This window comes from Parabacteroides sp. KHUB-03, from assembly GCF_056640975.1.
The window spans coordinates 1,475,137-1,501,287 of sequence record NZ_CM153257.1 but is presented as its reverse complement, the minus strand read 5'-3'; the positions used below and the strand labels follow the sequence as shown (position 1 = coordinate 1,501,287).

The following is a 26,151-nucleotide window of genomic DNA, read 5'->3' as shown; positions in this document are numbered from 1 at the left end:
AAGGTTATAACTTCATACTCAAACCAAACATAAATGAACGTGCTTGAGGATACCACCCCATATCTATTCCCATAAACTGAGGATTCGTATTACCCAATTCAGGATCTAAGCCCGAATAACCGGTAATAGTAAACAGATTCTGAGCTGCAACAAAAACACGTAAATTCTTAATTGTAATTTTCTTTGTCAAAGATTCAGGAATCGTATACCCAACAGTCAAGTTCTTCAAACGAACATAAGAACCATCTTCTATAAACCATTCAGACATTGTAAGATTATCGCGGCTATTCGCACTAATTGCAAAGTTTTCATTCGTACTGCCTGGTCCCGACCAGAATTTATCAAAGATATCCTTAGGCGCATTATACCATCCTGTTCCTGAATAAATATCATATTTAAGAATATTCAAGATATCGTTACCTACCGATCCCTGGAAAAATACAGAAAAGTCGAATCCCTTATAATCAGCTCCCAATGTAAGGCCAAAAGTAAAATCGGGATGAGGATTACCTATCATCGTGCGGTCTTCTTCGCCTAATTTCCCATCATTATTCAAATCCAGGAACTTCAAATCACCCGGTTCTGCTTTCGGCATAATAACCGTATTGTCAGGGCCACCTCTGTAATTATCTATTTCTTGCTGTGTCTGAAACACTCCATCCATCTTATACCCATAAAAATAACCGATAGGTTTACCCGGTTCAATCATTGTATTTACCTGATTGCCCAGATGGGTTTTACCAGGAATGTTAGTACCGCCGCCAAGACTGATAACCTTGTTTTTATAGGTGGAGATATTTCCATTTACATTATAGTTGAACTCCCGTCCGATATGCCCTTGATAGTCTACTACAAATTCAAAACCTTTATTACTTACACTGCCGGCATTGCTCCACGGAGTATTAGGCAAACCTACAGAAGCAGGAATCGGGACCTGCACCAGCATATCCGAAGTCTCCCTGTCAAAATAGTCTATATTTACTTTTAAGGCATTATTAAAAAAAGCCAAATCCAAACCAAAGTCCAGCTGGCGGGTTGTCTCCCATCTCAAATCAGGATTACCAACATTTGAGCGTCCACCACTTAGCCAGGGATTCAATGGCTCACCTACCATATAATAAGAGCTATTGGCAAACTTCGTCAAATAAGCGCCGGAAGTTACATCCTGATTACCTATCTCTCCCCACGCAACCCTTAATTTACCTTGTGAAAACCAATCGCCTATAGCTTCTTTTATAAACGACTCTTCGCTAAAATACCAACCTCCCGACACGGAAGGGAATACGCCCCACTTATTACCCGCTGCAAAGTTGGAAGAACCATCCCATCGTATATTTGCCGTAAGCATATATTTATCCGCATACGAATAAAACAAACGACCGAAATACGAATTTAAAGAGCTGATAGTTATCGCTCCCGATGAAGTTGGATTCTTTGTTGCAGCATTCAGTATTTGCTGACTTTTATCATTATTTACCAAACCCTGTTTAGAAGTTACTGTCGTTTCATACCGGTTCTTCTCGGCAGACATACCTGCCATTGCAGAAACAGTATGCTTACCAAACTTATCATTATAAGAAAAATAATTATCAAAAACCCAATAATCAGTCTGGCCTATATTACGTCCAACTGTTGCATCCGACACCTGATCCGTTGCATTCAAATAATATTTAGGAGAAAAACTATCACTTGCCGTACGGGATAAATCCAATCCGATACTGGATTTAAACGACAGGAAACGGAATAACTTTATCTCTGCCGACACATTTGCTTTTAATTGCAACCCTTTCCAGACATTCTGCCCCAGCCGATCAGTCTGCGCCAAAGGATTAGGCTTATTTGAATACAAAATTCCGGCATATTGCGAAAAAGGATTAGTCGGTTCATAACCATCCATGATACGGCTCTCAAGAAAATCAGGTATTCCCGTCAGGTTATTACGGTAAGCAGGGGTAATAGGATCTGCCGTTAATGCCGAAAACACGGTACTGCTATAAGCATCATTTTCTCTTGTATTACGGCGCATTTCATATATTACATTCGTATTTGATGAAACCTTCAGCCATTTGAAGACATCGGAATCCAAGTTTACACGTCCGGTCAGACGCTCATAATCCGTTGCCTTAACAATACCATCTTGCTTCATATATCCAAAACTGGAACGATAACGCATTTTATCAATCCCTCCCGACAAAGAGAGATTATACGTCTGAGATATAGCATTCGGATTCTCAATCTCATTCCACCAGTTTGTTCCGGCACGACCGCCATTATTTTCCAGAAATGCCAGAATAGCTTCCCTTTTTTCCGGTGTCGAGAAATCATCCAGTAACGGTTTGTTTGATGCCTCATAAGCCATATTCTTATATTTCATGAATCCTTCCGCATCCAACATATCATATGTCTTTTCTGCATTCTGAAAACCTACCAGCATGTCAAATTCCAATGTAGTTTTATAAGTAGTGCCAGCCGTTCCTTTCTTTGTCGTAATCAGAATAACGCCGTTAGCGGCACGTGCTCCGTAAATAGCCTGAGCCGAAGCATCTTTCAGCACTTCCATACTTTCAATATCCCGAGGATTCAACCAGCCGATACCTGTTTGAGGCAATCCGTCTACAACATAAAGCGGATCATTGTTATTAATCGTACCTACACCACGAATACGTACTGTTCCCATAGAGCCCGGACTTCCCGAAGTAGATGTAATAGTTACACCGGCTGCTTTTCCTTGCAATGCATCCGAAGCACTCCTAAGAGGCAGATCTGCAATATCATCGCCTTTTAATTGGGAAACGGCTCCTGTCAGATCTCTCTTTTTCATAGAGCCATAACCAACAACAACAACTTCTTCCAGTTTCTGAGTATCTTCCGTTAACCAGACATCCACCGTATTATCTGTCCCTATCTTTACATCTTGCGTATTATAACCGATATAAGAAACCTGTATAATGCCACTTTCCGGCATATCAAGTACAAATTCGCCGTTTATGTCTGTTATCGTGCCATTAGTCGTACCCTTTTCTACAACATTTGCACCAATAACAGGTATACCTTGATCGTCCCTAATAATTCCAGTTAGCTTCTTAGACGTATTTGCCGGTTTTTTCTTTAATATAATCTGTTTGTTGGTGATTTCATATATTATTCCCATCGGAGAAAATATCTTGTTCAGGACGGTTCCTAATTTTTCTTTCTTTACTTGTACAGAAACAGATTGTTCCCGGTCTATATCATTGTGATACATAAATGTATAGTCTGTCTGCTTCTCAATCTCCGATATAACCGTTTTCAGTGTGGCATTCCGAAAGGATAAATCCACAGTAACAGTCTGTGCAAAACTCACCGCCGATATCCATGTCAATATACAGACAATGAATAATATTCTTCTAGATTTAAACATTGTAAATAGATTTAAGTTAATCAAAAAAATAATTATACCTTTGCACAAATACAAAACTCCTTCATTTACTGTATTAAAACACAGTAACACATAACGCGTATGGAGTATTTATTATGCTTTAAGGTATGAGAAATGGCCGTTTCTCATACCTTTTTTTATCCACTTTCCAAATAATCATTTATAAGTCAATGTCACCTCCTCTCCTTCTATTTTATACTCTATAGGGGTAATCTTATTTATTAATTGGAGCAATTCGGTTAACGATTCCGTCTTTAAGGTAAACCAATAACGATACTCTTTATTCTCATTCAGTATATTAAACTTCACCCCATACCAACGTTCCACTTTCTGAAATACGTCGTGAACATAAGCACCCTCAAAACACAGTTTATTTAATCTCCACGAACTTTCGGTATCCACATCACAAGACAGAACAGAACAATGCAGCCCAGACCTCTTAACCTCGGCTTTCTCTCCAGGCTTAAGCATTGCCAATAAAGAAGCATTGTGAGCAGATTCCAATTTTACACTTCCCCGTACCAGAGCTACCTGAATTATATCATTCGTAGAATAAGCCGACACATTAAATTCTGTTCCCAATACTTTTACATCCACAATCCCGGTCTTCACGATAAAAGAAAGTTTTTCATTTCTCACTACATCAAAATAAGCTTCACCCTCCAGATAAACCAATCTTTCTTTCGTATTATATGAGGTAGAATAAGTCAGCTTTGAATCTGAATTTAACCATACCTTTGTGCCGTCCGGCAACAACGTATATGATTTCTGTCCGGAAGGCGCAACCACAACAGTTTGAGCTGCAATTGGCACCGTATTTTCAGACATAGATTTTGTTAAATAAGGAATCGACAAACCCAGCAGAAAAGCAACGGAAGCTGCAGCAACAATCCATCTGAGATGGAAACTCTTCTTTCCCAGATTAATCTCTTTTGTTATCTTCTCCCATGTATTAAATTTACCTTTTTGAAAAGCAGATTCCGGCAAAGGAAGCAATCCGTTCCATTGATATTGCAAATCTTTCAGGACATTTTCATTTTCAGGAGAAGCAGCCCTCCACTTTTCGAATAAGATGCGCTCTTCATCATTCAACTCATCTGCAAGATATTTCGCTATTATAGAATATGGGATTATGTTATTATTCATTCTGTTTTTCTTATTTATATTTATGACACTTAAACAGAATGAAAACCCCTAAAAGCTTTTATCTTTTTTTAAAATATTATTTCGAAGTATAATGCATGGCCACAAATTCTTTAATCCGATGTATGGCTATGCCCATTTGTGTCTCTACTGTTTTTATGGAAACTCGCAGCAATTCGGCTATTTGTTTATAAGACAGTTTCTCTTCGCGGCTCAACAAATAAATTTTCTGGCACTTGGGAGGAAGATTGTTTATGGCCTGAAGCATCAACAAACCCAACTCTTTTTCGTCAACACAATTAATGGCCTTAGATACTTCATTCGTATTTTTAGCCCACGTATTCAATAAGTTTTTCCGGGTTTGCTCGTCGCGCAGATAATTCAGCATTTTATTTTTAGCACAGACAGATAGATAGGTTTTCAAATTATCAATCTCATATAAATCCCGTTCATTCCATAACTTGACAAATATTTCCTGAACAATATCTTCTATTGCCCCTATATCATGTGTGTAGAAGCTCAAGTTACGGCATAAATACCCATAGTACTCGTCATAAATTCCACGGAAAGTATTTTCATTAATAACCGGTCTGATTTTCATAGCTTCATGCCTCATTATTAATAAAAGTACGACTAACTACCAAACTCTTGATATTCACCATTTATTAATCTGAGCTGTTACAAATTCATGCATAAGCCCTATCTCTGTATTAGATTTATTCATTAATATTTACAAATATATCAGATATAAAAAGCACGTAAGTCTAAAAAACGCTTTTTTCCCTTCAAAAAACGTCTTTTAGACTTACCAGTTAAAACCCTCGAAAAAGTATTTATATCCCGAACAAGAATGTCAACCCTTTATTATCCTGAAATTTACCGGCTGCATTACCTGCATAAATTTCACCATTGACCAGCGTCAGTTTTCGTACCGGAGCACCGGAGTTAAAGTTCAGGTCTTTAAAGTTAATCCAGAATATATCAGGGCTCATTGTTGACTCAAAATAATAAACTTTATTCTTCTGATCCGACACTGTACGCCAACGTGTCGAAGCAATATTAGGCTGATCGGGAACAGATATGCCCAAAGGTACCGATACATTACGCATCACACTAAACACTCCGGCTACCGCCTGATGAAAGTTGCTTGTTTGCGGAAGAGCCTGAATATAAAATGATGCACGCACAAAACGGTCGGATGCACGGTTTGTACCGGGCAACATAACCAAACCGCCAATCTGTTTCCAATAATCATTCAGTGTAAGTTGTTTGTCGTATGTAGGAGAATTTGTCATAATCTGACATTCCCTACCTTCATGGATAATCAGATTTCCATTGATATATTCAAAAATAGCACTATTTCCGGTCGCATCCGAGATAGAAAGATGCAATGTGGATTTCGCACCATTAGGCAAATCCGGAGCATCCATACGAAAGATTTGTTTTGACAATTCGGCAACCGCCTCATCTACCGTAGCAAAATTATCCAACACATATTGTGTCCAGATACTTATACCCATAACGGGGCGGGTATCATTAGAACGAACATAAGAAGATTCCGTCAGGAAAAGTAAATTGGCAACCAAGCCTTTTTCATTCATTCCGTCACATACACCAATATCATAGCCCGCAGTTACTACACTTCCATACTTAGATGTCCAGGACACGGTATTGTCCGAAATAGCCCCCTTCTTCTGTATTCCTCTCGGATAAAGATACAGATTTGACAGCGGGTCTTCGCGCCAATCCATAGTACGTCCGGTAACAACCATATTATCAGGCCCCAAATACACGGCTCTCGTACATGCATCAATTCGTCCCGGTAGTATCGTCCCAAAGGCTACACTAACCATCAGTGCAGCAAAAACTCTTCTCTTTTTCATAAATATACTTTTTAACGATTCATTAAGTATATCTATAACAGAATGTTTTTCAGATAGGTTCTGAAGCTACAAGGAAAATCATATCTTCTTCATACCGTAATACCGCTGTTTTCCACGTCCTATCCGCATAATTTGTCCTTGTTCCAACAGATGGTTTAAGTCTTTCAATGCCTGATAACGGCTGCATTGGTTAATTATCATACAATCCGTACTTGATAGAAATTGCTTTTCTTTAATCTCGGAAAGAATATGCTCCCGGCGTATTTCATCAGGAAATTGTTCGCGTTTAGGCAAGTTGTCGGCACGTTCCAGAGGTAATGCCTTTAATTTATTTTTTAATTGTTTTGAGCAACGAAAGCTCACATTATTAAAAGCAATAGACTCTGCCCGTATCTGCTTCGGGTTGACTACACCTTTAGGGCATTTCAACGTTACACCAAAATGGCCTATTCCTTCCAATTCCACATTCTCTCCATATTTTAAATGGAAGATCAAACGTTCGGACAAAGCAGACAGTATGCCTTTTACATCGGCAGAAGAGAAAGAACTATTAGCACTTATTTCCTGAGCAAGCCGGTCGGTACCAACCGATTTGCAACCTACTACTTTTGCATATAATTCTGATGATTCGGGATTTTCTTTTCTGGGAGGTTTCTTATAAAATGAATACTTTGCACACATATATCTATAATTTTAAGTTTTGACATCGTAATATTTAATCCCGAATATAGGAACTTTTTTCCATTTTAGCAAGCTGAAAATTAATTTCATCCCTGGTAAAAATCAATTTTGTCCCAGCTAAAAATTAATTTTGCCCTAGGTCAAAAGAATAAAAGATCAGGAAAACAAAACTAATTTATCCTGTCATTTAAAATAAACGGTTCCACAAAATGTAAAAAAGAGTTATGCGTTCGACATTCAAAATTTTAATGTAATCCAAAGGATGGCTGTAAAAAAGTGCTGCTTATAATCATATTAAAAAGTACACTTTTCATACATTTGTACCGATATATTCTATCTTTAAAGCACCTCTCAACATTAAGTTAAACATTCAGAAAAGAGCCGAGTAAATACGATAGCACAAAAATATAAGAAATGAAACAAGTTATAAATCTGGACGACTGGAATAGAAAAGAGCATTTTAACTTCTTCTCAGCGTTTGACGATCCTTTCTTTGGGGTTACCACTACTGTTGATTTTACTAATGTATACCAGCAGAGTAAAAAAAGGGGAATATCTTTTTTCCTCTATTCCGTGCATTTCCTGTTAAAATGCATAAATGATACAACCGCTTTCAAATTACGCATAGAGAAAAGACAAGTGGTACAATATGATAAAATCAATATTTCGCCCACCATAGGGCGAGAAGACGGAACTTTTGGTTTTGGATTTTTTGAATATGATGCAAACCTCGACTTATTTATTGAAAATGCCGGAAAAGAAATAAACAGAGTTAAGAATAGTACCGGCTTGTCTTTTTCTGAAAATACAGGAAGAGAAGATGTTATTCGTTACTCGGCTTTGCCTTGGTTCGCTTTCTCTGAAATGAAACATGCGGGCTCAATTAAAACAGGAGACTCTGTGCCCAGAATTTCTACCGGGAAACTGATACAGGATGAAGAGAAACTTTTACTTCCTATATCCATAAGTGTTCATCACGGTCTTATGGACGGACGGAATGTAGCCGAATTTATACAGAGATTAAAAGACGGTCAAACTACATTATGATATCGATTGAATCTTTTTTATAGTAGAAAAGAACGGACTATGAATAAATTATCATTATCTTCACTTCATAAACGAGTAAACAAAAGGAAACGATATGCTTATTCTTATCTCGCCGGCTAAAACAATGACCGGCACGTCTAAACTGAAAGCTCCCGCAGAGACATTGCCCCGTTTTTCAAAAGAGGCAAACGAAATAGCGCTTAACATGACGCAATTTTCTAAGGATGAATTAGCCCGAATACTGAAATTGAGTCCAAAACTGGCTACGGAAAATTATCTGCGTTTTCAGGAGTTTCATTCGGAAGATAATAAGCCTCTACAAGCAATACTAGCCTATACAGGTGTGGTTTTCAAGAATATAAACCCAAAAGATTTTAGCAAGGAAGACTTTTTATTCGCACAAGAACACATGCGTTTTGCATCCTTTTGCTACGGACTCCTGCGCCCGCTTGACCTGATTAAGCCTTATCGCATGGAATTTGATGTAAAACTACCCGAATTAGGTTACGGAAACATGTATAATTACTGGCGCCCACGTCAGACCCAGTTACTTATTGATGATATCAAAAAAGCAGGCAACACACTTATCTATTTGGCTAGCATGGATATACAACCATCGTTCGATTGGAAAAAAGTAGAACAATCCGTACGCGTCATCACACCGGAATTCAGGGTTTGGAAGAATGGAAAAGCCAACACGATTGTTATCTATGCTAAGATGGCCAGAGGACAGATGAGCCGCTTTATCATAAAAAACCGCATTTCCGATCCGGAAGAACTTAAATCATTCTCATGGGAAGGTTTCTGTTACAACGAAAAGATGAGTGAAGGCGATAAATGGGTTTTCTTACAATCCTGACATAACTGGCAGAATCATTTAAACCAATGCCGTATTGTAATCCAGGGAGTATATATTAACATTCTCGGACCTGAATAACGCATAACGGTCTTTATACGCTCCCGCATTTCGGGTTTATAACAGTGTATCTTACATTTCCGGCACGAACCCTTTTTGTCTCCAAACGAACAACGGTCTAAGCGGGTGTGTGCGTATTGCAACAACTCCATGCAATCTGCACACAAGGTTGCATTCCCCTCCTTATGCCTGCAATAAAGACGGATCATTTTTTCGATAACTATCTTTTCTTTAGCAACCAGAGACATAGCAATTGTAGAATTCAACAACCAAGATATAAAACATACGATGACAACAAGAAAAATAAATGCCCATTCTCATATACCAGCCACCTATCAGTTACAGTCTTCATATTATCACTGAAATATATTAGTGGCAAAGATACATTTTATTTCATCCTACTACAAAAAGCTCACAAGAACCGCATAATATTTCATATTATTTTCAATAAAATGCTTAATCCCCCGTTATTAATACAAGTCACAAATCACATAACACATGAAACGGGCTTTTCTGATATTACTGGCAATTATAGCAATTGTTTGTATCAAGCAAGGATACGAATTATTTACAACAAACGAACTGACAGAAAATCATCTGGTTGGTTCGTTATCCGATATTGCCGATGAAGTGGTTGCCATTCCATTACAAACAGCAGGAAAACACTCCATCGAGAAGGTGAAAAATGTACGTAAGGAAGGTAATAATCTGTTTCTTATAAGCGAAGGAACATTGTATCGTTTCAGCCGAAAGGGAGAATTTATTTGTCGTATTACGGATCCAAATACTATTAAAGTAGCCGGTTACGTAGTGAATCCGGTAAGTCGCCAGCTTATTGTATTAGGAAATGTTGACGATATTCATTATTACTCGTACGACGGTCAGTTAATCGATAAAAAGAAACTAAAGAGTGACTTGCCCGGACATCGCATGTCTTCTATTTCTTTATACAATAATCATATCTGGACTACGGAAGAATGTATAAAAAACGATTCCTCTACCAAGGTTTCGTACCTGGAAAAACAAGTTGTAGAATATGACTCTTCTTTTCAGAAAATGAAAACACACAAATTGGTCCAGGCAAACCTGGGACGCAAGGATTGCGGAATTTCCTGTTTACCTCCAACTCTTTCCGTTTCCGGAGATACAGGGATAATCTATGCTTATTCTCCTTCCACTGAGACAAATAAGCTACTACGTGATACATTATTTTTAAAAAAGCAACAAGACAAAGAAGAACAGAATTATTCTGCAGACGGCATATTGTTGTATCCTATACGCTTCGGCAGCCGTTTCTGGGTTTCTACCTACCATAATAAGCATAATGAAAAAGGCAGCTACACATTCTGTTATGACACACTTAACAACCAATCCAGGCAAGTACAAGGCGGATTTAAAGACAACTTTTACCATACCGGAGCTGTACCAGAGTTACAGGCTATGGATTTGTATAATCAATCGTATTGTTTCTGTAAATCCGGACAGGAAATAAAAAAGGCTTTTCCCGAATATGCTAACGAGAAAAGCCCTGTATTGTTTATTGTAAAATTAAAAGCCTGAATTATTACATCCGGTTTATTATAATAACCGACCGCATATACGGAATTTCATAACCGGATAAACAGTTAGTTTATCAATAATTTTCGTAAAGCTATCGTCGGTTACTTCAAATGCCGTACCCAAGTCTCCATAATCGGTATACACCTTTGGAGTTCCGTGGAACTGAACACCCAGCTCAAACATAAAGCCTACTCGTTTTTGGGGAACAGCATGTCCGAATCCAAGGCCAACATAAGGACGAACACCAAATACCTTAAGACCACCAGAGACATTTCCATCTTTATCTACCGGAATCGTATAATCGCCAACAACAACTCCTGCTGCACCGGTTTTATCTATATATTCTTCCAGTTCATCACTATGCCCTTTTATCTTTATCATTTTGGAACCTGCAAAGTAAGCTCCGGCAGTAATAAAGAAAGTACCTTTCTTAAAGGGATAATAATTAACCAGCAGATTGCCGCTGGCACGACCAAGGCCTCCTTCCAAATCAATTGTCGGATCCGGATAAAGTTCAGCGAATTCTCCACTAAGTTCCACATCTACATCCGTATTAAACTTAATACCAGGCATAAAATCCACACCTCCACGTAAAGCAAAGTGAGGCGTTATAGGCGTAGCAACATCTACACCAATACCATTTGTACTGGCACTCAAGCCTATAGCCATCGTATTAAAAACACCCAGTTCCTTCTGAGCCAACCCAGTGTTGCTTACAGTAAACATCAATGCAACAAAGCAAATAAGTAAAGTTTGTCTAATCATTTTCATATTAGTAGTATTTGAGAGTTCTTTAATTGTCAAATTAAAACAAAAAATATCAAAAAAACAAACAGTGGTAAAGAAATTAAATTCCTTACCACTGCCTAATATCTATTCCATTATGATTAAATATTACTCATCTTCATGGTCGTCTTCCTTCATATTATGGAAAACATTTTGAACATCATCGTCTTCTTCCAGCTTTTCTATTAACTTCTCTATTCCTTCACGTTGCTCAGGAGTTACTTCTTTCAAATCGTTCGGAATACGAACAAATTCGCTGCTCGTAATTTCGAAACCATTTTCTTCCAAATATTTCTGAATAGCCGAATTTTGCGCAAACTCACCATAAATCACAATTTCGTTACTTTCTTCATCTGCGTCCAGTTCATCTACTCCGTAATCAATCAGTTCCAATTCCAGATCTTCCAAAGAAACACCATCCTTCATTGCAATATGAAATACGCATTTATGATCGAACAAAAATTCAAGACTTCCGCTTGTTCCTAATGATCCACCATGCTTATTGAAATAACTACGTACATTTGCAACAGTACGAGTAGTATTATCTGTTGCTGTTTCTACAAAGATTGCAATTCCATAAGGGCCGTAGCCTTCATAGTTCATCTCTTTATATCCGGAAAAGTCTTTTTCTACGGCACGTTTGATTGCACGTTCCACATTTTCCTTCGGCATATTTTCCTTCTTGGCATTTTGCATCAATGCACGCAAGTGAGGATTGTTTTCAGGATCCGGTCCGCCAGCTTTTGCTGCAATTGTAATTTCTTTACCCAACTTAGTAAATACGCGGGCCATATTGCCCCAACGTTTAAATTTTCTTGCTTTACGGAACTCAAACGCTCTTCCCATATCTGTTATTTTGTTATATTTTGTATAATGTTTATTATCTCAATTGTGCACCAAGTTTCTGTTCCAGATTTGTCTGAATCTTCTTCATGATAGCATCGATCTGTTTATCGTTTAAAGTTTTGCCTTCATCCTGAAGGAAGAAGCTGACAGCATACGATTTTTTACCGGCAGGAAGGTTCTTTCCTTCATATACATCGAATAAAGAAACTTCTTTCAGCAACTTACGATCACTTTCCACTGCTATCTTTTCTATCTCGGCAAATTGTACATGCTTATCAAGCAGCAGTGCCAAGTCACGTTTAACAGCAGGGAATTTAGAAATTTCGCTGAATGTAACTTTATTCTTCTTGACTTCCTTCATAAGTAATGTCCATGATAATTCAGCATAATATACTTCGATGTCAATATCCAAAGCCTTGCAAACCTTCCTGTTTACAATACCCATTGTTCCTAACTGACGGCCCGAAGCAGTCGTAATAGTCAAACCAGCCGAATAAATATCATTTGTCAGGTTACCGAAGATTACTTTATTCAGATTGACACCTAAGCGAACCAATATATTTTCCACATAAGCCTTTAATTCATAAACAGAAGATTTTTCGTTCGGATGCGCCCAGCTATTTTCAACCCGGTTACCACAAACCCAAAGCCCCAAACGGTAATCTTCACTGAACTGAGCCAATGTCTGATCTTCCTTTTTATTGTCAATATTGTAATCGTAGCAATTACCAAATTCAAAGAAACGGATATTACCATTCTTACGGTTTGTATTATGTTCGATGCTTTCCAAACCACCAAACAACAAAGTTTGACGCATGCTGTTCAGATCGGCACTCAACGGATTCATCAGCATTACACAATGGGCCACCGGATATGTAGACAACTCTTCATAGTAAGCTGAACGCGTAAGCGAATTATTCATAATTTCGTTGAAACCGCAACCGCAAAGTTGTTCAGATATCAGATTTTGCAAGTCATAGCTACGATCCGTCGGAGTCTTATAACTCAGATTAGATTTTACACTATCGCTGAACTCTATATTATTATATCCGTAGATACGGAGGATATCTTCAATTACATCCACATCACGTTGCACATCAATACGATATACAGGAACATGTATGGTTAAACCTTCTGCCGTTTCCGAAACAATCTCCATTTCCAGACTTGCAAGAATACTTTTAACTGTTTCTACAGGAATTTCCTTACCAATAAGAGAATTTACCTTCTTATAAGAAAGTTCTACAACATATGGCTTTGCCGGTTCCGGATAAATATCCTGAACAGAGCCTGTAATCTTACCTCCTGCCAATTCCTTAATCAGCAAAGCAGCACGCTTCAATACATAAATTGTATTATTTGGATCCAGACCACGTTCGAAACGGAAAGAAGCATCTGTATTCAAACCGAAACGGCGAGCAGTTTTACGAATCCACGTAGGATGGAAACAAGCCGATTCAAGGAACACATCGGTTGTTTGCTCCGTAACTCCCGAATCCAAACCACCAAATACACCACCGATACACATTGGTTCTTCCGTATTGCAAATCATCAGATCACGATCAGTCAAAGTGCGCTCCACGCCATCCAACGTTACAAACTTTATTCCGTTCGGATAAGTCTTTACAACTACTTTATTGCCTTTCACCTTTCCGGCATCAAATGAATGCAATGGCTGACCTAACTCATGCAAAATGAAATTTGTTACGTCTACTACATTATTAATAGGACGCAAACCTATTACCTTCAAACGATTCTGTAACCATTCCGGGCTTTCCTTCACAGTCACTCCTTTTATCGTTATACCGGAATACCGAAGGCAAGCCTCTTTATTTTCGACAACAACTTCAATAGCCGGAGTGTCGTCATCTATTTTGAAAGCATCTACTGCCGGACGTTTCAATTCAGCAGGTTTACCCATTTGTTTCAAATAAGCAGCTAAATCACGGGCAACACCAAAATGGGAAGTTGCATCTACACGGTTTGGTGTGATATCCACTTCCAGCACATAGTCGCTCTTTACATTATAATATTCTTTAGCAGGAGTACCCACAACCGCATCAGCCGGAAGAACTATAATTCCCGCATGGTTTGTGCCAATACCAATCTCATCTTCGGCACAAATCATGCCGTTCGATTCTACGCCACGAATTTTAGACCGTTTGATAGTAAAGACTTCATCACCACTATACAGCTTCGTACCGTTCACTGCCACCACGACTTTCTGTCCGGCTGAAACATTCGGCGCTCCACACACAATCTGCAAAGGTTCTCCACCGCCTACATTTACGGTTGTAATATGTAAATGGTCTGAATTAGGATGTTCTTCACAAGTAAGAACTTCACCGATAACTAATCCTTCCAGCCCGCCTTTAATCGTTTGAACTTCCTCTACCCCGCCGGTTTCCAAGCCGATAGATGTTAGTGCTGCTGCAACTTCTTCAGGCTGCAAATCGAAATCAAGATACTCTTTCAGCCAATTATAAGATATATTCATCGCTATAAAATTTATTCAATCAAGCAAATATGCACCTGCGGCATTCTCCGCCAACGGCAAATTGACTCGCAAAGGTACAAATAATAGAATAATTATTCAAAATGAGTATAGACTTTATTCTGCAATGTTTTAAAAACCTCATAAATCAAAGCTTTTTATAATATTTCATTCGAACTATTTTTATTCAATAAAAAAACTCTATTAAAACCCGGAAAAAACAGCATTTCCCTGAGTAGATGATGATGTACCTCCCCACCCGTGATGACTTGGGAAGATCACTCAAGATAGCCGGCATCCCTGCCCTTTGTTCAGTGTTTTTTTATGCCCGATTCGAAAAAAACTTCTTCCCGGTCCAGTCAAATTTATAGTAATAGGTTTGATACTGAGCCGATGCATACAGCACCGAAATCAAAATCCGGCAAGTTCTTGACAACTATAAAATAATGCCGTACTTTTGCAACAAATATACTTATACAAATCCATATGCGTATCGACATACTTACCGTATTACCCGAAATGATTGACGGAATGATCAATTGTTCCATAGTAAAAAGAGCTCAGGATAACGGATTAGCAGAAATTCATTTACATAATCTGCGAGATTATACAACCAATAAATGGAGGCGTGTGGATGATTATCCTTTTGGTGGTGAAGCCGGTATGGTAATGCAAATAGAGCCGATTGACCGTGCTATTTCTTTTCTGAAGAACGAACGTAAATACGATGAAGTAATCTATACCTCTCCCGACGGAGAAGTATTTAACCAGCCAATGGCTAACAGTATGTCTCTACTTGACAACATCATTATCTTATGCGGACATTATAAAGGTATTGACTATCGTATCCGCGAACACCTCATTACAAAAGAAATTTCGGTAGGTGATTATGTACTTACAGGAGGAGAACTTGCCGCAGCTATTATTACCGATGCGGTGGTCCGTCTTATCCCGGGAGCAATTGGTGATGAACAAAGCGCCCTATCGGACTCTTTCCAAGATAACTTATTAGCTCCTCCCGTTTATACACGTCCGGCAGACTACAAGGGATGGAAAGTACCGGATGTATTACTTTCCGGACATCAGCGTAAAATTGAAGAATGGCGCTTACAGCAGGCACAAGAACGTACTGCCCAACTTCGTCCCGATTTATTGAAATAGTTATTCAATTTGCATATTCAAAAGAATATGTATAGGTATTATCGGCGCCAGGAGTCCCATTTATTGCATATATCTTTTCTTGTATAGTCATACCGGTAATGTAATCTCCCATAGAAGAGAAGTTGTAAGTATACTCTGCACATTTTGTATTTGTATCAGGAAAATTATACCAATAAGCATAGGTTGGCAAATTCCTGTTTTGAGCACCGTAAGCCAGGTTTAAAGGTGTTACAACATCCATCCCCACAGGGGCAAAAGATGCTATTACGCGAAACGGGAAATTATGAGGACGAAGATTATTATTTCCATATTCATAAACCATCTCACTCTTATCCTCGGTAAAACGTACTACATTATCATCCTGCCATGTATATTTTTCAGCATCCTTATACGTCCGGGTTTCATATTTGCCGTCTATGGTCGGACTAGTAGCTATCCATGATGTTTGCACCAATGCACTTCTATTATATCCATAGTCATATTCATCACGTACATATATCTCATTCTTATAAGGATTTTTATCGGATACCTTTTTCTTTACAATAGTCTTACCGCTTAATATGTATTCCGTAGAAGTAGCATCTGCAGCATTGGTCGCAGCTACAACAATCGTATTACCCGAATACAAAAATTGCTTTTTATCTGTATTATTTTCAATAATATATGATATTTCCCCATCACTATTATATGTAATCTCTTTCACAAACTCAGGAGTTGTGCTGCCATTTTTATAGCAAGTTATTTTCGTTAGTTTATTCAGTTCCGGAAGAGACGGTTTATCATCATCACCACAAGATACCAAACCGGCGATTCCTGCAAACAATAAGAATATATACTTTTTCATTTCTGTTTGGAATTAGTCATTTGATTGTACAAAAATAGGACATTTAAAAGAATAACTGACAATATAACCATATTTAAGTATTAATATTTGAACAAACATCCTGAAAACTTTCGATTTGTATTATGTTAATCATATATTAAATATCTAACAACAAACTCATTAGTCACGGTTCTAATAAACAAAAGATAACAGCTAAAATTTAATAACATGGAGACGAATTTATTAACGGTTATAAGCATCATACTACTATTCGCCACATCTTGCAACAAACAACAATATGAAATACAAATTACTGACTTTGGGAATGCCCCCACTTTGTCACCTTCTGTCGCCATCTTCGGGGCTTATTCCTAAATTGCAAAACGATCTGATATTGGCTGTATATTATTGATTTATATATTATTGTATCGTTGTTTCGGAATCATGCTTGTAACGCTTTAGTGCTTCCCGCGAACATTTTTCACTACTTTTCTGTCAAGAGAAAAATAGTGAAAAGATACAAAGTTGTTTCTGTCACTTTTGGCTTGACCCAAAAGTAACCAAAAGGTCAAGGCTACTCCGTCCGGGCTACTCCGGAAAAAGACTTCGCTGAACCAGCGGAACTCGCTACGCTCAAACAGCCGCTGGTTTTAACGCTGCGTCTTTTACCTGCGTTTAACGCCCAGCCGCTGATGCCACAAGTGAGAAAGCAGAGCTTTCTTTTGGGATGGCCGATACAGTCTGCTCTTTTATGGCTTTAGCCTGGTTTCAATTGCCGTCTGCTTCAGCTGACAGACTAAAGGGAGATTTATTTTTATTGGCTTTAGCCAAATTTCTTCTTGGAAATTCTATATTGTCTGTATGCAATAAATTGCTTATTCAAGCATCAGGGAAAGTGTTCGCGGAAGTATTAAAACGAAATCCGATCCGGTTTGTTTTTTAACTTTTAAAATAGCGATATTATGTTGTAATATTGTCTATAATAGCATATTGTATGCTTACATGGAATGTCTGTAGATAATTTTTCAGATTTTAAAACACCCCCCGAAGAAAGTGACAGAAGGTGACAAAGTGAGCCCTTAAACGACCCTTTATTAAGACCCATATAGACAGTATTTGAGTAGACAACTAAATTGAATAAGGTAAGCAACAAAAAAAGGGACTATCCAACCTTTTGTTGTTAGATAGTCCCTCTTTAGATATCTATATATGAATTATAAAGCAAATGCAGGTTGACGATGAATCCATTGTCCACGGGTAAAATCAGGGAAATCTACCAATGCACCACCACGGGCAATAGACATTTCCGATAAACCGGAAATAGCACTCCAAGCTGCAGCATCGTAACAATCCATAGGAGCAGGCTTCTTATTCCGAATAGCATTAATCAAATCATACATCATAATATAGTCCATTCCGCCATGACCTGCTTCGGCAGCTTCAGCAGCATATTTAGCCCATAAATTATGATCATATTGTTTAAACCATTCTTCCGAATCATCCCAACGGTGAGGTTTGGATTTACCCTGGACATATACATGATTTCCATCATTCATCCACAAACCTTCAGTACCCTGAATACGGAAACCTAATGAGTAAGGACGCGGAGAGTTCGTATCATGTGTTACAATTACAGTCTGTCCGTTTGCACATTTAATCATAGAAGTGACAATATCGCCTAAGTTAAATTGTATTTTTGCCAACGGATGGTTTTCTCCACCATTATCCACAATAAACTTATGTAATCCGCGAGATTGGGTAGCCATCGCCGACAAAGAAAGAAAACGATTACCGCGATTTATATCCAAGCAATTTGCAACCGGCCCGATACCATGAGTAGGATATACATCACCATTACGATGAACAGAATGGTTTGTACGCCATTGTGCTTCGGAAAATGCGGTTGGACCCATACGAAGATCGCCACTACCCGGTTGGTATGTATAATGTTTACCATCATTGAACTTCACTTCGCGCAAATCATGCTCATAACCACAAGCTCCATGCAATAACTCTCCGAATAATCCTTCACGAACCATTCTTAATGCAGCCATGCAGTCACGACGATAGCATACATTTTCCATAATATTCAAATGGCTGCCTGTAGCCTCCGAAACATTAACCAGATCCCAGCATTCTTCCAATGTATTTGCAGCAGAAACTTCTACACCTACATAAGGAACGCCAGCCTTCATTGCAGCAACAGACATCGGTACATGCCATTCCCACGGACTGGCAATAATTACGCAGTCAAATTCTTCATTATTCAACATTTTCTCAAATTCACGTTCGCTGCCTGTATATACTTTAGGAGCCGGAACATTAAATTTTGCGATATGTTTCAATGTTGCTTCAATCGGTCCTTGCTGAATATCACAAATTGCAACAATTTTATTACCGGGAATTGCCAAGACATTATTAATATGTTCATGACATCTTGAACCTGTTCCGATAAAACCGAAACGAAGCTTACCATCATCTTTACCTACCGGTTTCTTTTTATCTTTCGCCCCCGGAGTTACTACTGTTGTAGCTGATGCCTCACCAGCTATTGCCAGACCTGCAGCACCTAAGCCTGCTACCGACATTTGTTTTAAAAATGAACGACGAGTGTTTTCCATGTTCGTATCTTTTTATTATTTCTTCAAGTTGGCAAATTTAGTTTTTTATATCTAAATTACAAATTACATTTCTAACCGAAACATTTATCGGGAATCAGAAATTCGTAATCTTACCAGTTTCTCTTTTCAATTTTTCAAACAACATCATCATTCGATGAAGTTGTTTAGGTTCCTTCTTCGCTAAATTAATTTGCTGTCCCGGATCATTTTCCACATTATATAGTTGATAACAATTACTGCGGCCGCAAAAAGAAGCATCCTCCGGATCGTTTGAAAAGTCGGGATATGGAGGTATCATTACCCAGTCCCCGTCACGCAAAGCATAATTAAAATAGCCTTCCAAAACAAGCTCTTTACGCCCATTACTGCTCCGTCCTAAAAATACAGGGAGCGTATTTTGGCTGTCAACTTTATCCGAATAAGTTTGTCCAACCAGAGACGCCAAAGATGCCAATAAATCCATCTGGCAAACCAAAGCATTAGAAACACCCGGCTTTACCACTGCCGGCCAACGAAGCAAAAACGGAATACAGGTTCCACCATTATACAAGCTTGTTTTGCCACCACGAAGAGGGCCTGCCACTTTATGGTCTCCAACAAGTTCCACGGCCTGATCCTGATAGCCGTCATCTAGCACAGGGCCATTGTCGCTGGTAAAGATAATTAAGGTGTTTTCGGTAAGCCCTAATCGATCCAGTTCCTTCAAAAATTCAGAAACGCACCAATCAGCTTCTAAAATCACATCACCTCTTGCCCCCATTCCAGACTTTCCCACAAATTTCTGATTTGGAACACGTGGCACATGAGGCTGATGTAAGCCATAATACAAAAAGAAAGGGGTATCTTTATTATCTTTCAGAAAATCTTTGGCCTTTTCCAGAAATAATTCTGCCATATCCTCATCTTTCCACTGAGCAGCTTTGCCTCCCTTTTGAAAACCAATACGGGGAACTCCGTTGACAATAGAACCGCCATGTCCCACGCTCGGATGCATCCGAAGCATTTCCGGATTATCTTTTCCTGTAGGTTCGCCCTGAAAATTTTCTTTATAACTTACAAAAAGCGGATCATCAGAATCCAAATTAACTCCTTTACCATTTTCTATAAAAATACAAGGTACCCGGTCATTAGTTGCAGCCTGAATAAAAGAATAGTCATACCCAACTTCCTTCGCTCCGGGATATACAGTCTTATTCCAATCTACAGCACCATCACCTAATCCCAAATGCCATTTACCTACAGAACCGGTTACATATCCAGCCTGTTTCATAATTTTAGGTAATGTTATCTGCTGATTGTCTATGATTAAAGCGGCATTGCCCGGTAAAATTTTTGCATCTTTATTTGTCCATGGATACAAACCGGTCAAAAGAGAGTATCTACTAGGGGTAGAAGTTGCTGCCGTACAATAACCTTGAGTAAAACGTATTCCTTCGTTGGCAATACGATCCATTCCCGGAGTATGAATACGATGTGCACCATAACAACTTAAATCGCCATATCCCAAATCGTCAGCAACTATAATAATAATGTTCGGTTGCTTAGGCTGGGTTTGAGCCAATAAAGAGACCGGCAGGGTTACCCCTGCCAGTATACTTATTATTGATGAACTTCTTTTCATTACTCAATATTTACGGATTCTGAGTCAAAGTTCCAGGATAAGCGTCAATTTCAGACTTCGGTATATACTGGACTACTAACGGGCTTGTTGCCAAAAATTCAATTGTTCCGTCATGATAACCGGGATAATGCCGGGTCATGGTATCACCAACACGATAAACATCAAAACCGCGGTCAGCCTCAAACGCAAGTTCCAACTGGCGCTCTTTCATAATCAATTGATGGGCATTCGACGCATTTAATGTCTGATAGCCCCCATTTACAATAGAGCGTTCACGTACCGTATTCAAATCTTTCAGTGCATCTGCATAATTTCCTAATTTGGCATTTGCTTCTGCACGTATTAAATAGACTTCCCCCAGACGAGATATAATAGGTGAATACAAATGCGAAACACCTTCCTGCATAGAGCATTTATAATTAAAGAATTTAGGATGTCCCTGGCTGGTATTCATAAAATAATCATCATATCCGTAGTATGTCGTACCCTCATATACAATCGAATATTTACGGCTAGCCTCATCCAGTAATGTCAGCGGATACTCTTTTGAATCCAAAACGGCAGCAACTAATTTACCATCACTTCCCACTTTCACATCACATTGCTTATAAGTATATCCGCTCACTTTACCATTTGCAACAACATTAGCAACAAAACGGAAATTACGGGTTTTATTACCTTTGTCATCAAGTTTATAGTCCGGATGTATAAATGCTTCGCGGGCATCATTACCACGGCCTGTTTCATACAAAATATCCAGATATTTGGCACTGGCATAAATCTCACCCCAACCTACCTCATTAATAGTAGCATACATACTGCCGATAGCACTCGTATAACTCGTAATGTCCGAACTGATAAATTTAACAGCAAAAATTGTCTCTGTCTGCGAAGCATCATCCGGAGCCAGTTCGTTATATCTCATAAAGCTGGAACGACTCAGCAAGCTAAACTTTCCGCTATTGATTACATCGTCAGCATATTTCAAAGATTCTTTTGCATAATCGGTATTCGGATTTTCAAAAGTACCGCTCATATACATATAGATTTTAGCCAACATAGCTTGTGCAGCATACTTCGAAGCGTAAGAAGCCGATGTATAAGTAGTCATCAACGATTCTGCCTTTTTCAAGTCATTAATTGCCTGTGCATATGTATCTTTTACAGAAGAACGGTCTGGCAATTGCAAATTGGCAATATCATCCGGCATACCATTTACAATAGGTACTCCCATATTCTTTTCCGGCTCCTGATAATAGGGACGGCCAAACACACGGCAAAGGTAGAAATACATCAAACCTCTCATATAATATGCCTCACCTAGCTTCTGGTCGATTTCTGGCGATTCGCCTTCATTAGCCATCTTCATCAAATCACTTGTCTGCGAAATTATATTATACGCATTATTCCAGGTTGAAGACAACTGTGAGTTATTTACCGTATGCTGATAAGTAATATATGTACCAAACGGATTGGTAGTAGGTTTATCTTTGCAGATATTATCACCCGGGTATTCGCCGGTACGATGGAATACATCTGATGCACTTTTCAACTTTGCATAGCACCCGTTTAATAATATGTCGAATGCAGCAACTTTGTCGGCATCAATCTTATCTTTAGAATATTTATCATATGGAAAACGATCCAGATCGCAGCTTGTCATTAATGTAACAGCGGCAAGCGCCCATATAGCTATTTTCTTCATTTGTTTTCTCTTTAATTAAAATGAAACATTCAAACCAAACATAAACTTACGAGCCATTGGATAAGGAGAAGAAGCTACTCCCGATGCTCCTGCTACTTTTTTTCCTGTAGCTATATCCGTATTAGACGGAAGTTCCGGATCTATACCGGAAAAGCCTGATATCACAAACAAATTCTCGCCAGAGAAGAATAAGCGGAAATTGCTTATATACGGAATTTTACAAGGTAGAGTATACCCAATCGTTAAATTACGCAGACGCAGATAGTCAGCGTCTTCCAAATAACGGGAAGAAGGTTTGTTTGACTGTGATAAGTTTCCATATTCTGCTTTCGGGTGCGTAGCAATATCTCCCGGTTTTTCCCAACGACTCCAACCGCTTAACAGTTTCTGCTGGTTGTAACTGGTATAACCACCATCCGAATCATAGACAGTTCTGTCGTAGTTGAAAATCTGTCCACCAACAGAATAACCGAACACAGCCGACAAGTCTATATTTTTCCATGACAAGTCGGTTGAGAAACCTCCGTAAAAGTCCGGCGTTTGTTTGCCAACTATTACCTGATGCTTAGAAGCGTCGCTATAGTTTGAAGTAGTTACGCGTTCTCCGGCTTCATTTGTTGTATACCAAAGAGGTGATCCGGTTTCAGGATCAACACCTGCCCATTCTGTAGCATACCAGGTATCCACATCTTCACCCGGCTTCAATATCTTATCGATCGGGCCTAAAATACCTGAGTTTGCATTTGCAATAACAATTTCCGATTTGTCTCCGTAAAGCTCTGTCACTTTATTACGGTTTACACCGATATTAGCAGATACATTCCAGTTCCAGTCTCCGCCTTTCAGAATGTCGACAGCCACGGTTGCTTCAAAACCATTATTTTTAACGGCTCCAACATTACGGAACATTCCTGTTACACCTGTTACGCCAGGAAGAGGCACGTTATACAGCAAATCGGTTGTTTTTTTATTATAATAATCCAGGTTAACAGTCAAACGGTCAAACAAGATAGCATCTATACCAACACCAGCCGTATATGTTTTTTCCCACGTCAAATCTTTATTCTCCACCTGGGAAATAATAGCGCCCGGAAGGCCGTTATAACCTGTACCCATACTGTACAAAGCATACTGAGGATACAACTCTGTCGGACGATTACCTACGGAACCATAACTTGCGCGTAATTTTAGTTGTTGTACCCAATCTGCTTTAAAGAAGTTTTCCTGATGGATATTCCAACCGCCGCTTATAGAAAAGAAATTACCATATTTTGCATTTTCTCCGAAGTTTGAAGCACCGTCACGACGGAAAGAGAATGACAACAGATAACGGCTGTCGTATGCATAATTGGCATTGAACAGATAAGACTGAACAGCCCATTCGTTCTGGCTACCTTTGGCTTTTTTGGGTACAATTGTCGCATCTCCAACGCTAAAACCAGGAGCGAAACCTGTAGCTATCTGATCTGTTACCTGAGCTGTATATGTATTCCATTCATACGCCAGAATCGCATTAATCGAATGCTTGTCGAATACTTTGTTAAAACGCAGCAACTGGTTGCTGTAAACACGATAGTATGAAGTAGTTTTATCTTGCAACTGACCATTTTCAGCTTGTCCTCCGGAAGAACGCGGATCATCATATTTCTTATATAAAGTACTGCCATACTTATAGTTATTTACAGAAGAGAAAGTCAACCAGTCCGTAAATTTGATATCAAAATCAAAGTTACCCATAAATTCATACTTAGTTGTCTTTTTATAGTTCCACTGCAAATCATACTGGTAGTTTACGTGGTCCGAACTTACCCAACTCGAAGGTCTGTATGCTTGAATCAGGTTACCGTCTTTATCATAAGGCGAATCCCAAGGCATGTTCTCATACATTGCACCCAGGCTATGCTGCTGGTCCATTATGTCGCTGCGCGTACCCCATACTTTCGGTTTAATAGTCAACCAGTCTGTTGCCTGGTAATCTACATTGAAACGAAAATTATAACGAGTATAGTCATATCCCTTAACTGCTCCGTTTTCATCATAAATACCGGCAGAAATGTATGTCTTTATCTTCTCGGAACCACCAGACACAGATAAGTTATAATCTTGCGCAAACCCCAACTGAGAACCGTTTTTCCACCAATCATAGTCATATCCCTGACCAATCTTATCCCATGTTTCCTGAGGAATAGCCTGTTGGTTTGCAAACGATTTATAATAACCGAGCAATTCGTCCCGGCTCATCATTTCAAAGTTACCTCTGTTCAATTGGTTTACCCCCATCTTTGCTGAAACATTGATGGTAGCCTTACCTATTTTACCTTTCTTTGTTGTAACAACGATTACGCCATTAGCACCCTGAGATCCATAAATTGCAGTAGAGGCAGCATCCTTCAAAATTGACATAGATTCAATATCCGAAGGGTTCAAGCTTCCCGCACTATTGCCAACAATAACACCGTCAATAATCCAAAGCGGGTCTGTACTACCGTTTACAGTAGATTTACCACGGATAACAACCGTACCTGCAGCTCCCGGCTGTCCACCACCGGATGTGACATATACACCTGGAGCTTTACCGGACAACAAGTTTTCAACCGAAGGAGTCGTTGCATCCAACAACTTATCGCTGCTTACCACCTGCATGGCACCGGTAAGGCTTTCTTTCTTCTGAACACCGTAGCCAACAACTACAACTTCATCCAGATTTTGTGTATCTTCTTTCAAACGGATAGTCATTTTCCCTGCGGTCGACTTCATCTCCAAAGGAAGATAACCAATATATGAAATAACCAATGTAGCATTGGCCGGAACATCTTCCAACACAAAGTTGCCATCAAAATCGGTACTTGTTCCGTTTGTAGTTCCTTTCACAAGGATATTCGCACCAATGATCGGTTCACCTGTATGCGCATCAACAACTGTTCCTGCAATCTTCTGAGTTTGTTGAGCAGCCTGTTTTTCTGATACAACCGGATTTGAACCTTGTTTAGATGAAGTTTTGTAAACGATAATTCGGTTATCGTTTACATAGAAATCAGCATGCTGATTTTTAAGTGCGCTTTTCAATATTTCCTCAACAGAACGGTTTGACATATCCATAGTGATACGTTCATTCATATTAATGTCATTGTTCCGTATAAGAAAAGAATAATTAAACTTAGCTTCGATTAAGTCAAAAAGTTCTCTCAGCGTTGTTGTCTCTGCCTGAACCGACATTATCTGTGTCTGTAATTCGGAAGCAGAAACGGTTCCAGATACTAAAGGCATACCTGCAAGCATACAAGCAGTAACCACAAGCCTACTGGTCTTTTTAAAATAGTTCATTTTCATGAAAAGTTAGATTTGTAAATAATTCTTGTTTTTTCGATAATAAAAAAATCTCGTTCTTTGAGAATAATTTAGTTTTTTCGTAATTTCTATGCCATATTTTAATAGTTTAGATTAGT

Annotated in this window: 19 protein-coding genes; 5 read left to right on the top strand and 14 right to left on the bottom strand. The window is 38.9% G+C overall.

Annotation, left to right across the window (positions count from 1 at the left end):
• Positions 1–4: 4 nt before the first annotated feature.
• The 5 genes from ACYIB7_RS06485 to ACYIB7_RS06465 form a co-directional block, all read right to left on the bottom strand.
• Positions 5–3,400, bottom strand: coding sequence for a SusC/RagA family TonB-linked outer membrane protein (locus ACYIB7_RS06485; RefSeq protein ID WP_480338361.1), 3,396 nt, complete (start codon positions 3,398–3,400; stop codon positions 5–7).
• 174 nt (positions 3,401–3,574) lie between these two features.
• Positions 3,575–4,564 (bottom strand): FecR family protein, encoded by a 990-nt coding sequence (locus ACYIB7_RS06480; protein ID WP_103984320.1) that lies wholly within the window; start codon positions 4,562–4,564, stop codon positions 3,575–3,577.
• Between the two features lie 76 nt (positions 4,565–4,640).
• Positions 4,641–5,162: an RNA polymerase sigma-70 factor gene (locus ACYIB7_RS06475; protein ID WP_234999419.1), complete on the bottom strand. Its 522-nt coding sequence runs from the start codon at positions 5,160–5,162 to the stop codon at positions 4,641–4,643.
• Positions 5,163–5,394: 232 nt separating this feature from the next.
• Positions 5,395–6,414, bottom strand: coding sequence for a linear amide C-N hydrolase (locus ACYIB7_RS06470; RefSeq protein WP_234999423.1), 1,020 nt, complete (start codon positions 6,412–6,414; stop codon positions 5,395–5,397).
• A 108-nt stretch (positions 6,415–6,522) separates the two neighbouring features.
• Entirely contained in the window at positions 6,523–7,125 is a 603-nt protein-coding gene (locus ACYIB7_RS06465) for an HU family DNA-binding protein (RefSeq protein WP_103984318.1), read from the bottom strand.
• 414 nt (positions 7,126–7,539) lie between these two features.
• Here ACYIB7_RS06465 and ACYIB7_RS06460 point away from each other — a divergent pair, with 414 nt between their 5' ends.
• Both ACYIB7_RS06460 and yaaA read left to right on the top strand, forming a co-directional pair.
• Positions 7,540–8,172: a chloramphenicol acetyltransferase gene (locus ACYIB7_RS06460; protein WP_103984317.1), complete on the top strand. Its 633-nt coding sequence runs from the start codon at positions 7,540–7,542 to the stop codon at positions 8,170–8,172.
• 94 nt (positions 8,173–8,266) lie between these two features.
• Complete coding sequence (gene yaaA, locus ACYIB7_RS06455) at positions 8,267–9,031, top strand: peroxide stress protein YaaA (RefSeq protein WP_480338360.1); 765 nt, start codon at positions 8,267–8,269, stop codon at positions 9,029–9,031.
• Between the two features lie 14 nt (positions 9,032–9,045).
• Here yaaA and ACYIB7_RS06450 read toward each other — a convergent pair whose 3' ends face one another.
• Positions 9,046–9,336: a nitrous oxide-stimulated promoter family protein gene (locus ACYIB7_RS06450; RefSeq protein ID WP_394340858.1), complete on the bottom strand. Its 291-nt coding sequence runs from the start codon at positions 9,334–9,336 to the stop codon at positions 9,046–9,048.
• Positions 9,337–9,586: 250 nt separating this feature from the next.
• On the opposite strand from ACYIB7_RS06450, the gene ACYIB7_RS06445 reads away from it, so the two are divergent.
• Complete coding sequence (locus tag ACYIB7_RS06445) at positions 9,587–10,648, top strand: 6-bladed beta-propeller (RefSeq protein ID WP_480338359.1); 1,062 nt, start codon at positions 9,587–9,589, stop codon at positions 10,646–10,648.
• Positions 10,649–10,666: 18 nt separating this feature from the next.
• Here ACYIB7_RS06445 and ACYIB7_RS06440 read toward each other — a convergent pair whose 3' ends face one another.
• The 3 genes from ACYIB7_RS06440 to pheT all read right to left on the bottom strand — a co-directional run bounded on the left by ACYIB7_RS06440 (position 10,667) and on the right by pheT (position 14,777).
• Positions 10,667–11,419: a hypothetical protein gene (locus ACYIB7_RS06440; RefSeq protein WP_200817983.1), complete on the bottom strand. Its 753-nt coding sequence runs from the start codon at positions 11,417–11,419 to the stop codon at positions 10,667–10,669.
• Positions 11,420–11,542: 123 nt separating this feature from the next.
• Positions 11,543–12,280: a YebC/PmpR family DNA-binding transcriptional regulator gene (locus ACYIB7_RS06435; RefSeq protein WP_103984314.1), complete on the bottom strand. Its 738-nt coding sequence runs from the start codon at positions 12,278–12,280 to the stop codon at positions 11,543–11,545.
• Between the two features lie 34 nt (positions 12,281–12,314).
• Positions 12,315–14,777, bottom strand: coding sequence for a phenylalanine--tRNA ligase subunit beta (gene pheT, locus ACYIB7_RS06430; protein WP_480338358.1), 2,463 nt, complete (start codon positions 14,775–14,777; stop codon positions 12,315–12,317).
• A 483-nt stretch (positions 14,778–15,260) separates the two neighbouring features.
• Between pheT and trmD the strand changes: the two genes are divergently transcribed.
• A complete protein-coding gene (trmD, locus tag ACYIB7_RS06425; protein ID WP_103984312.1) occupies positions 15,261–15,935 on the top strand; it encodes a tRNA (guanosine(37)-N1)-methyltransferase TrmD in 675 nt (224 codons plus the stop codon).
• A 4-nt stretch (positions 15,936–15,939) separates the two neighbouring features.
• On the opposite strand, the gene ACYIB7_RS06420 is transcribed toward trmD, so the two are convergent.
• Positions 15,940–16,779 carry a DUF5032 domain-containing protein gene (locus ACYIB7_RS06420; RefSeq protein WP_099462993.1) on the bottom strand — a complete coding sequence of 280 codons (840 nt, stop codon included), beginning with the start codon at positions 16,777–16,779 and terminating at the stop codon, positions 15,940–15,942.
• Between the two features lie 207 nt (positions 16,780–16,986).
• Here ACYIB7_RS06420 and ACYIB7_RS06415 point away from each other — a divergent pair, with 207 nt between their 5' ends.
• A complete protein-coding gene (locus ACYIB7_RS06415; RefSeq protein ID WP_160034752.1) occupies positions 16,987–17,133 on the top strand; it encodes a hypothetical protein in 147 nt (48 codons plus the stop codon).
• An 839-nt stretch (positions 17,134–17,972) separates the two neighbouring features.
• On the opposite strand, the gene ACYIB7_RS06410 is transcribed toward ACYIB7_RS06415, so the two are convergent.
• From ACYIB7_RS06410 to ACYIB7_RS06395, 4 genes are all read right to left on the bottom strand, one after another.
• Positions 17,973–19,379, bottom strand: a complete 1,407-nt coding sequence (locus tag ACYIB7_RS06410; protein WP_103983685.1) for a Gfo/Idh/MocA family protein — start codon at positions 19,377–19,379, stop codon at positions 17,973–17,975.
• A gap of 94 nt (positions 19,380–19,473) precedes the next feature.
• The gene (locus ACYIB7_RS06405) at positions 19,474–21,000 is read right to left on the bottom strand and encodes a sulfatase-like hydrolase/transferase (RefSeq protein ID WP_480338357.1); all 1,527 of its coding nucleotides are present in this window, start codon (positions 20,998–21,000) and stop codon (positions 19,474–19,476) included.
• Between the two features lie 10 nt (positions 21,001–21,010).
• Positions 21,011–22,705 carry a RagB/SusD family nutrient uptake outer membrane protein gene (locus tag ACYIB7_RS06400; RefSeq protein ID WP_480338355.1) on the bottom strand — a complete coding sequence of 565 codons (1,695 nt, stop codon included), beginning with the start codon at positions 22,703–22,705 and terminating at the stop codon, positions 21,011–21,013.
• Positions 22,706–22,720: 15 nt separating this feature from the next.
• Positions 22,721–26,035: a SusC/RagA family TonB-linked outer membrane protein gene (locus ACYIB7_RS06395; RefSeq protein WP_480338354.1), complete on the bottom strand. Its 3,315-nt coding sequence runs from the start codon at positions 26,033–26,035 to the stop codon at positions 22,721–22,723.
• Between the last annotated feature and the right edge of the window lie 116 nt (positions 26,036–26,151).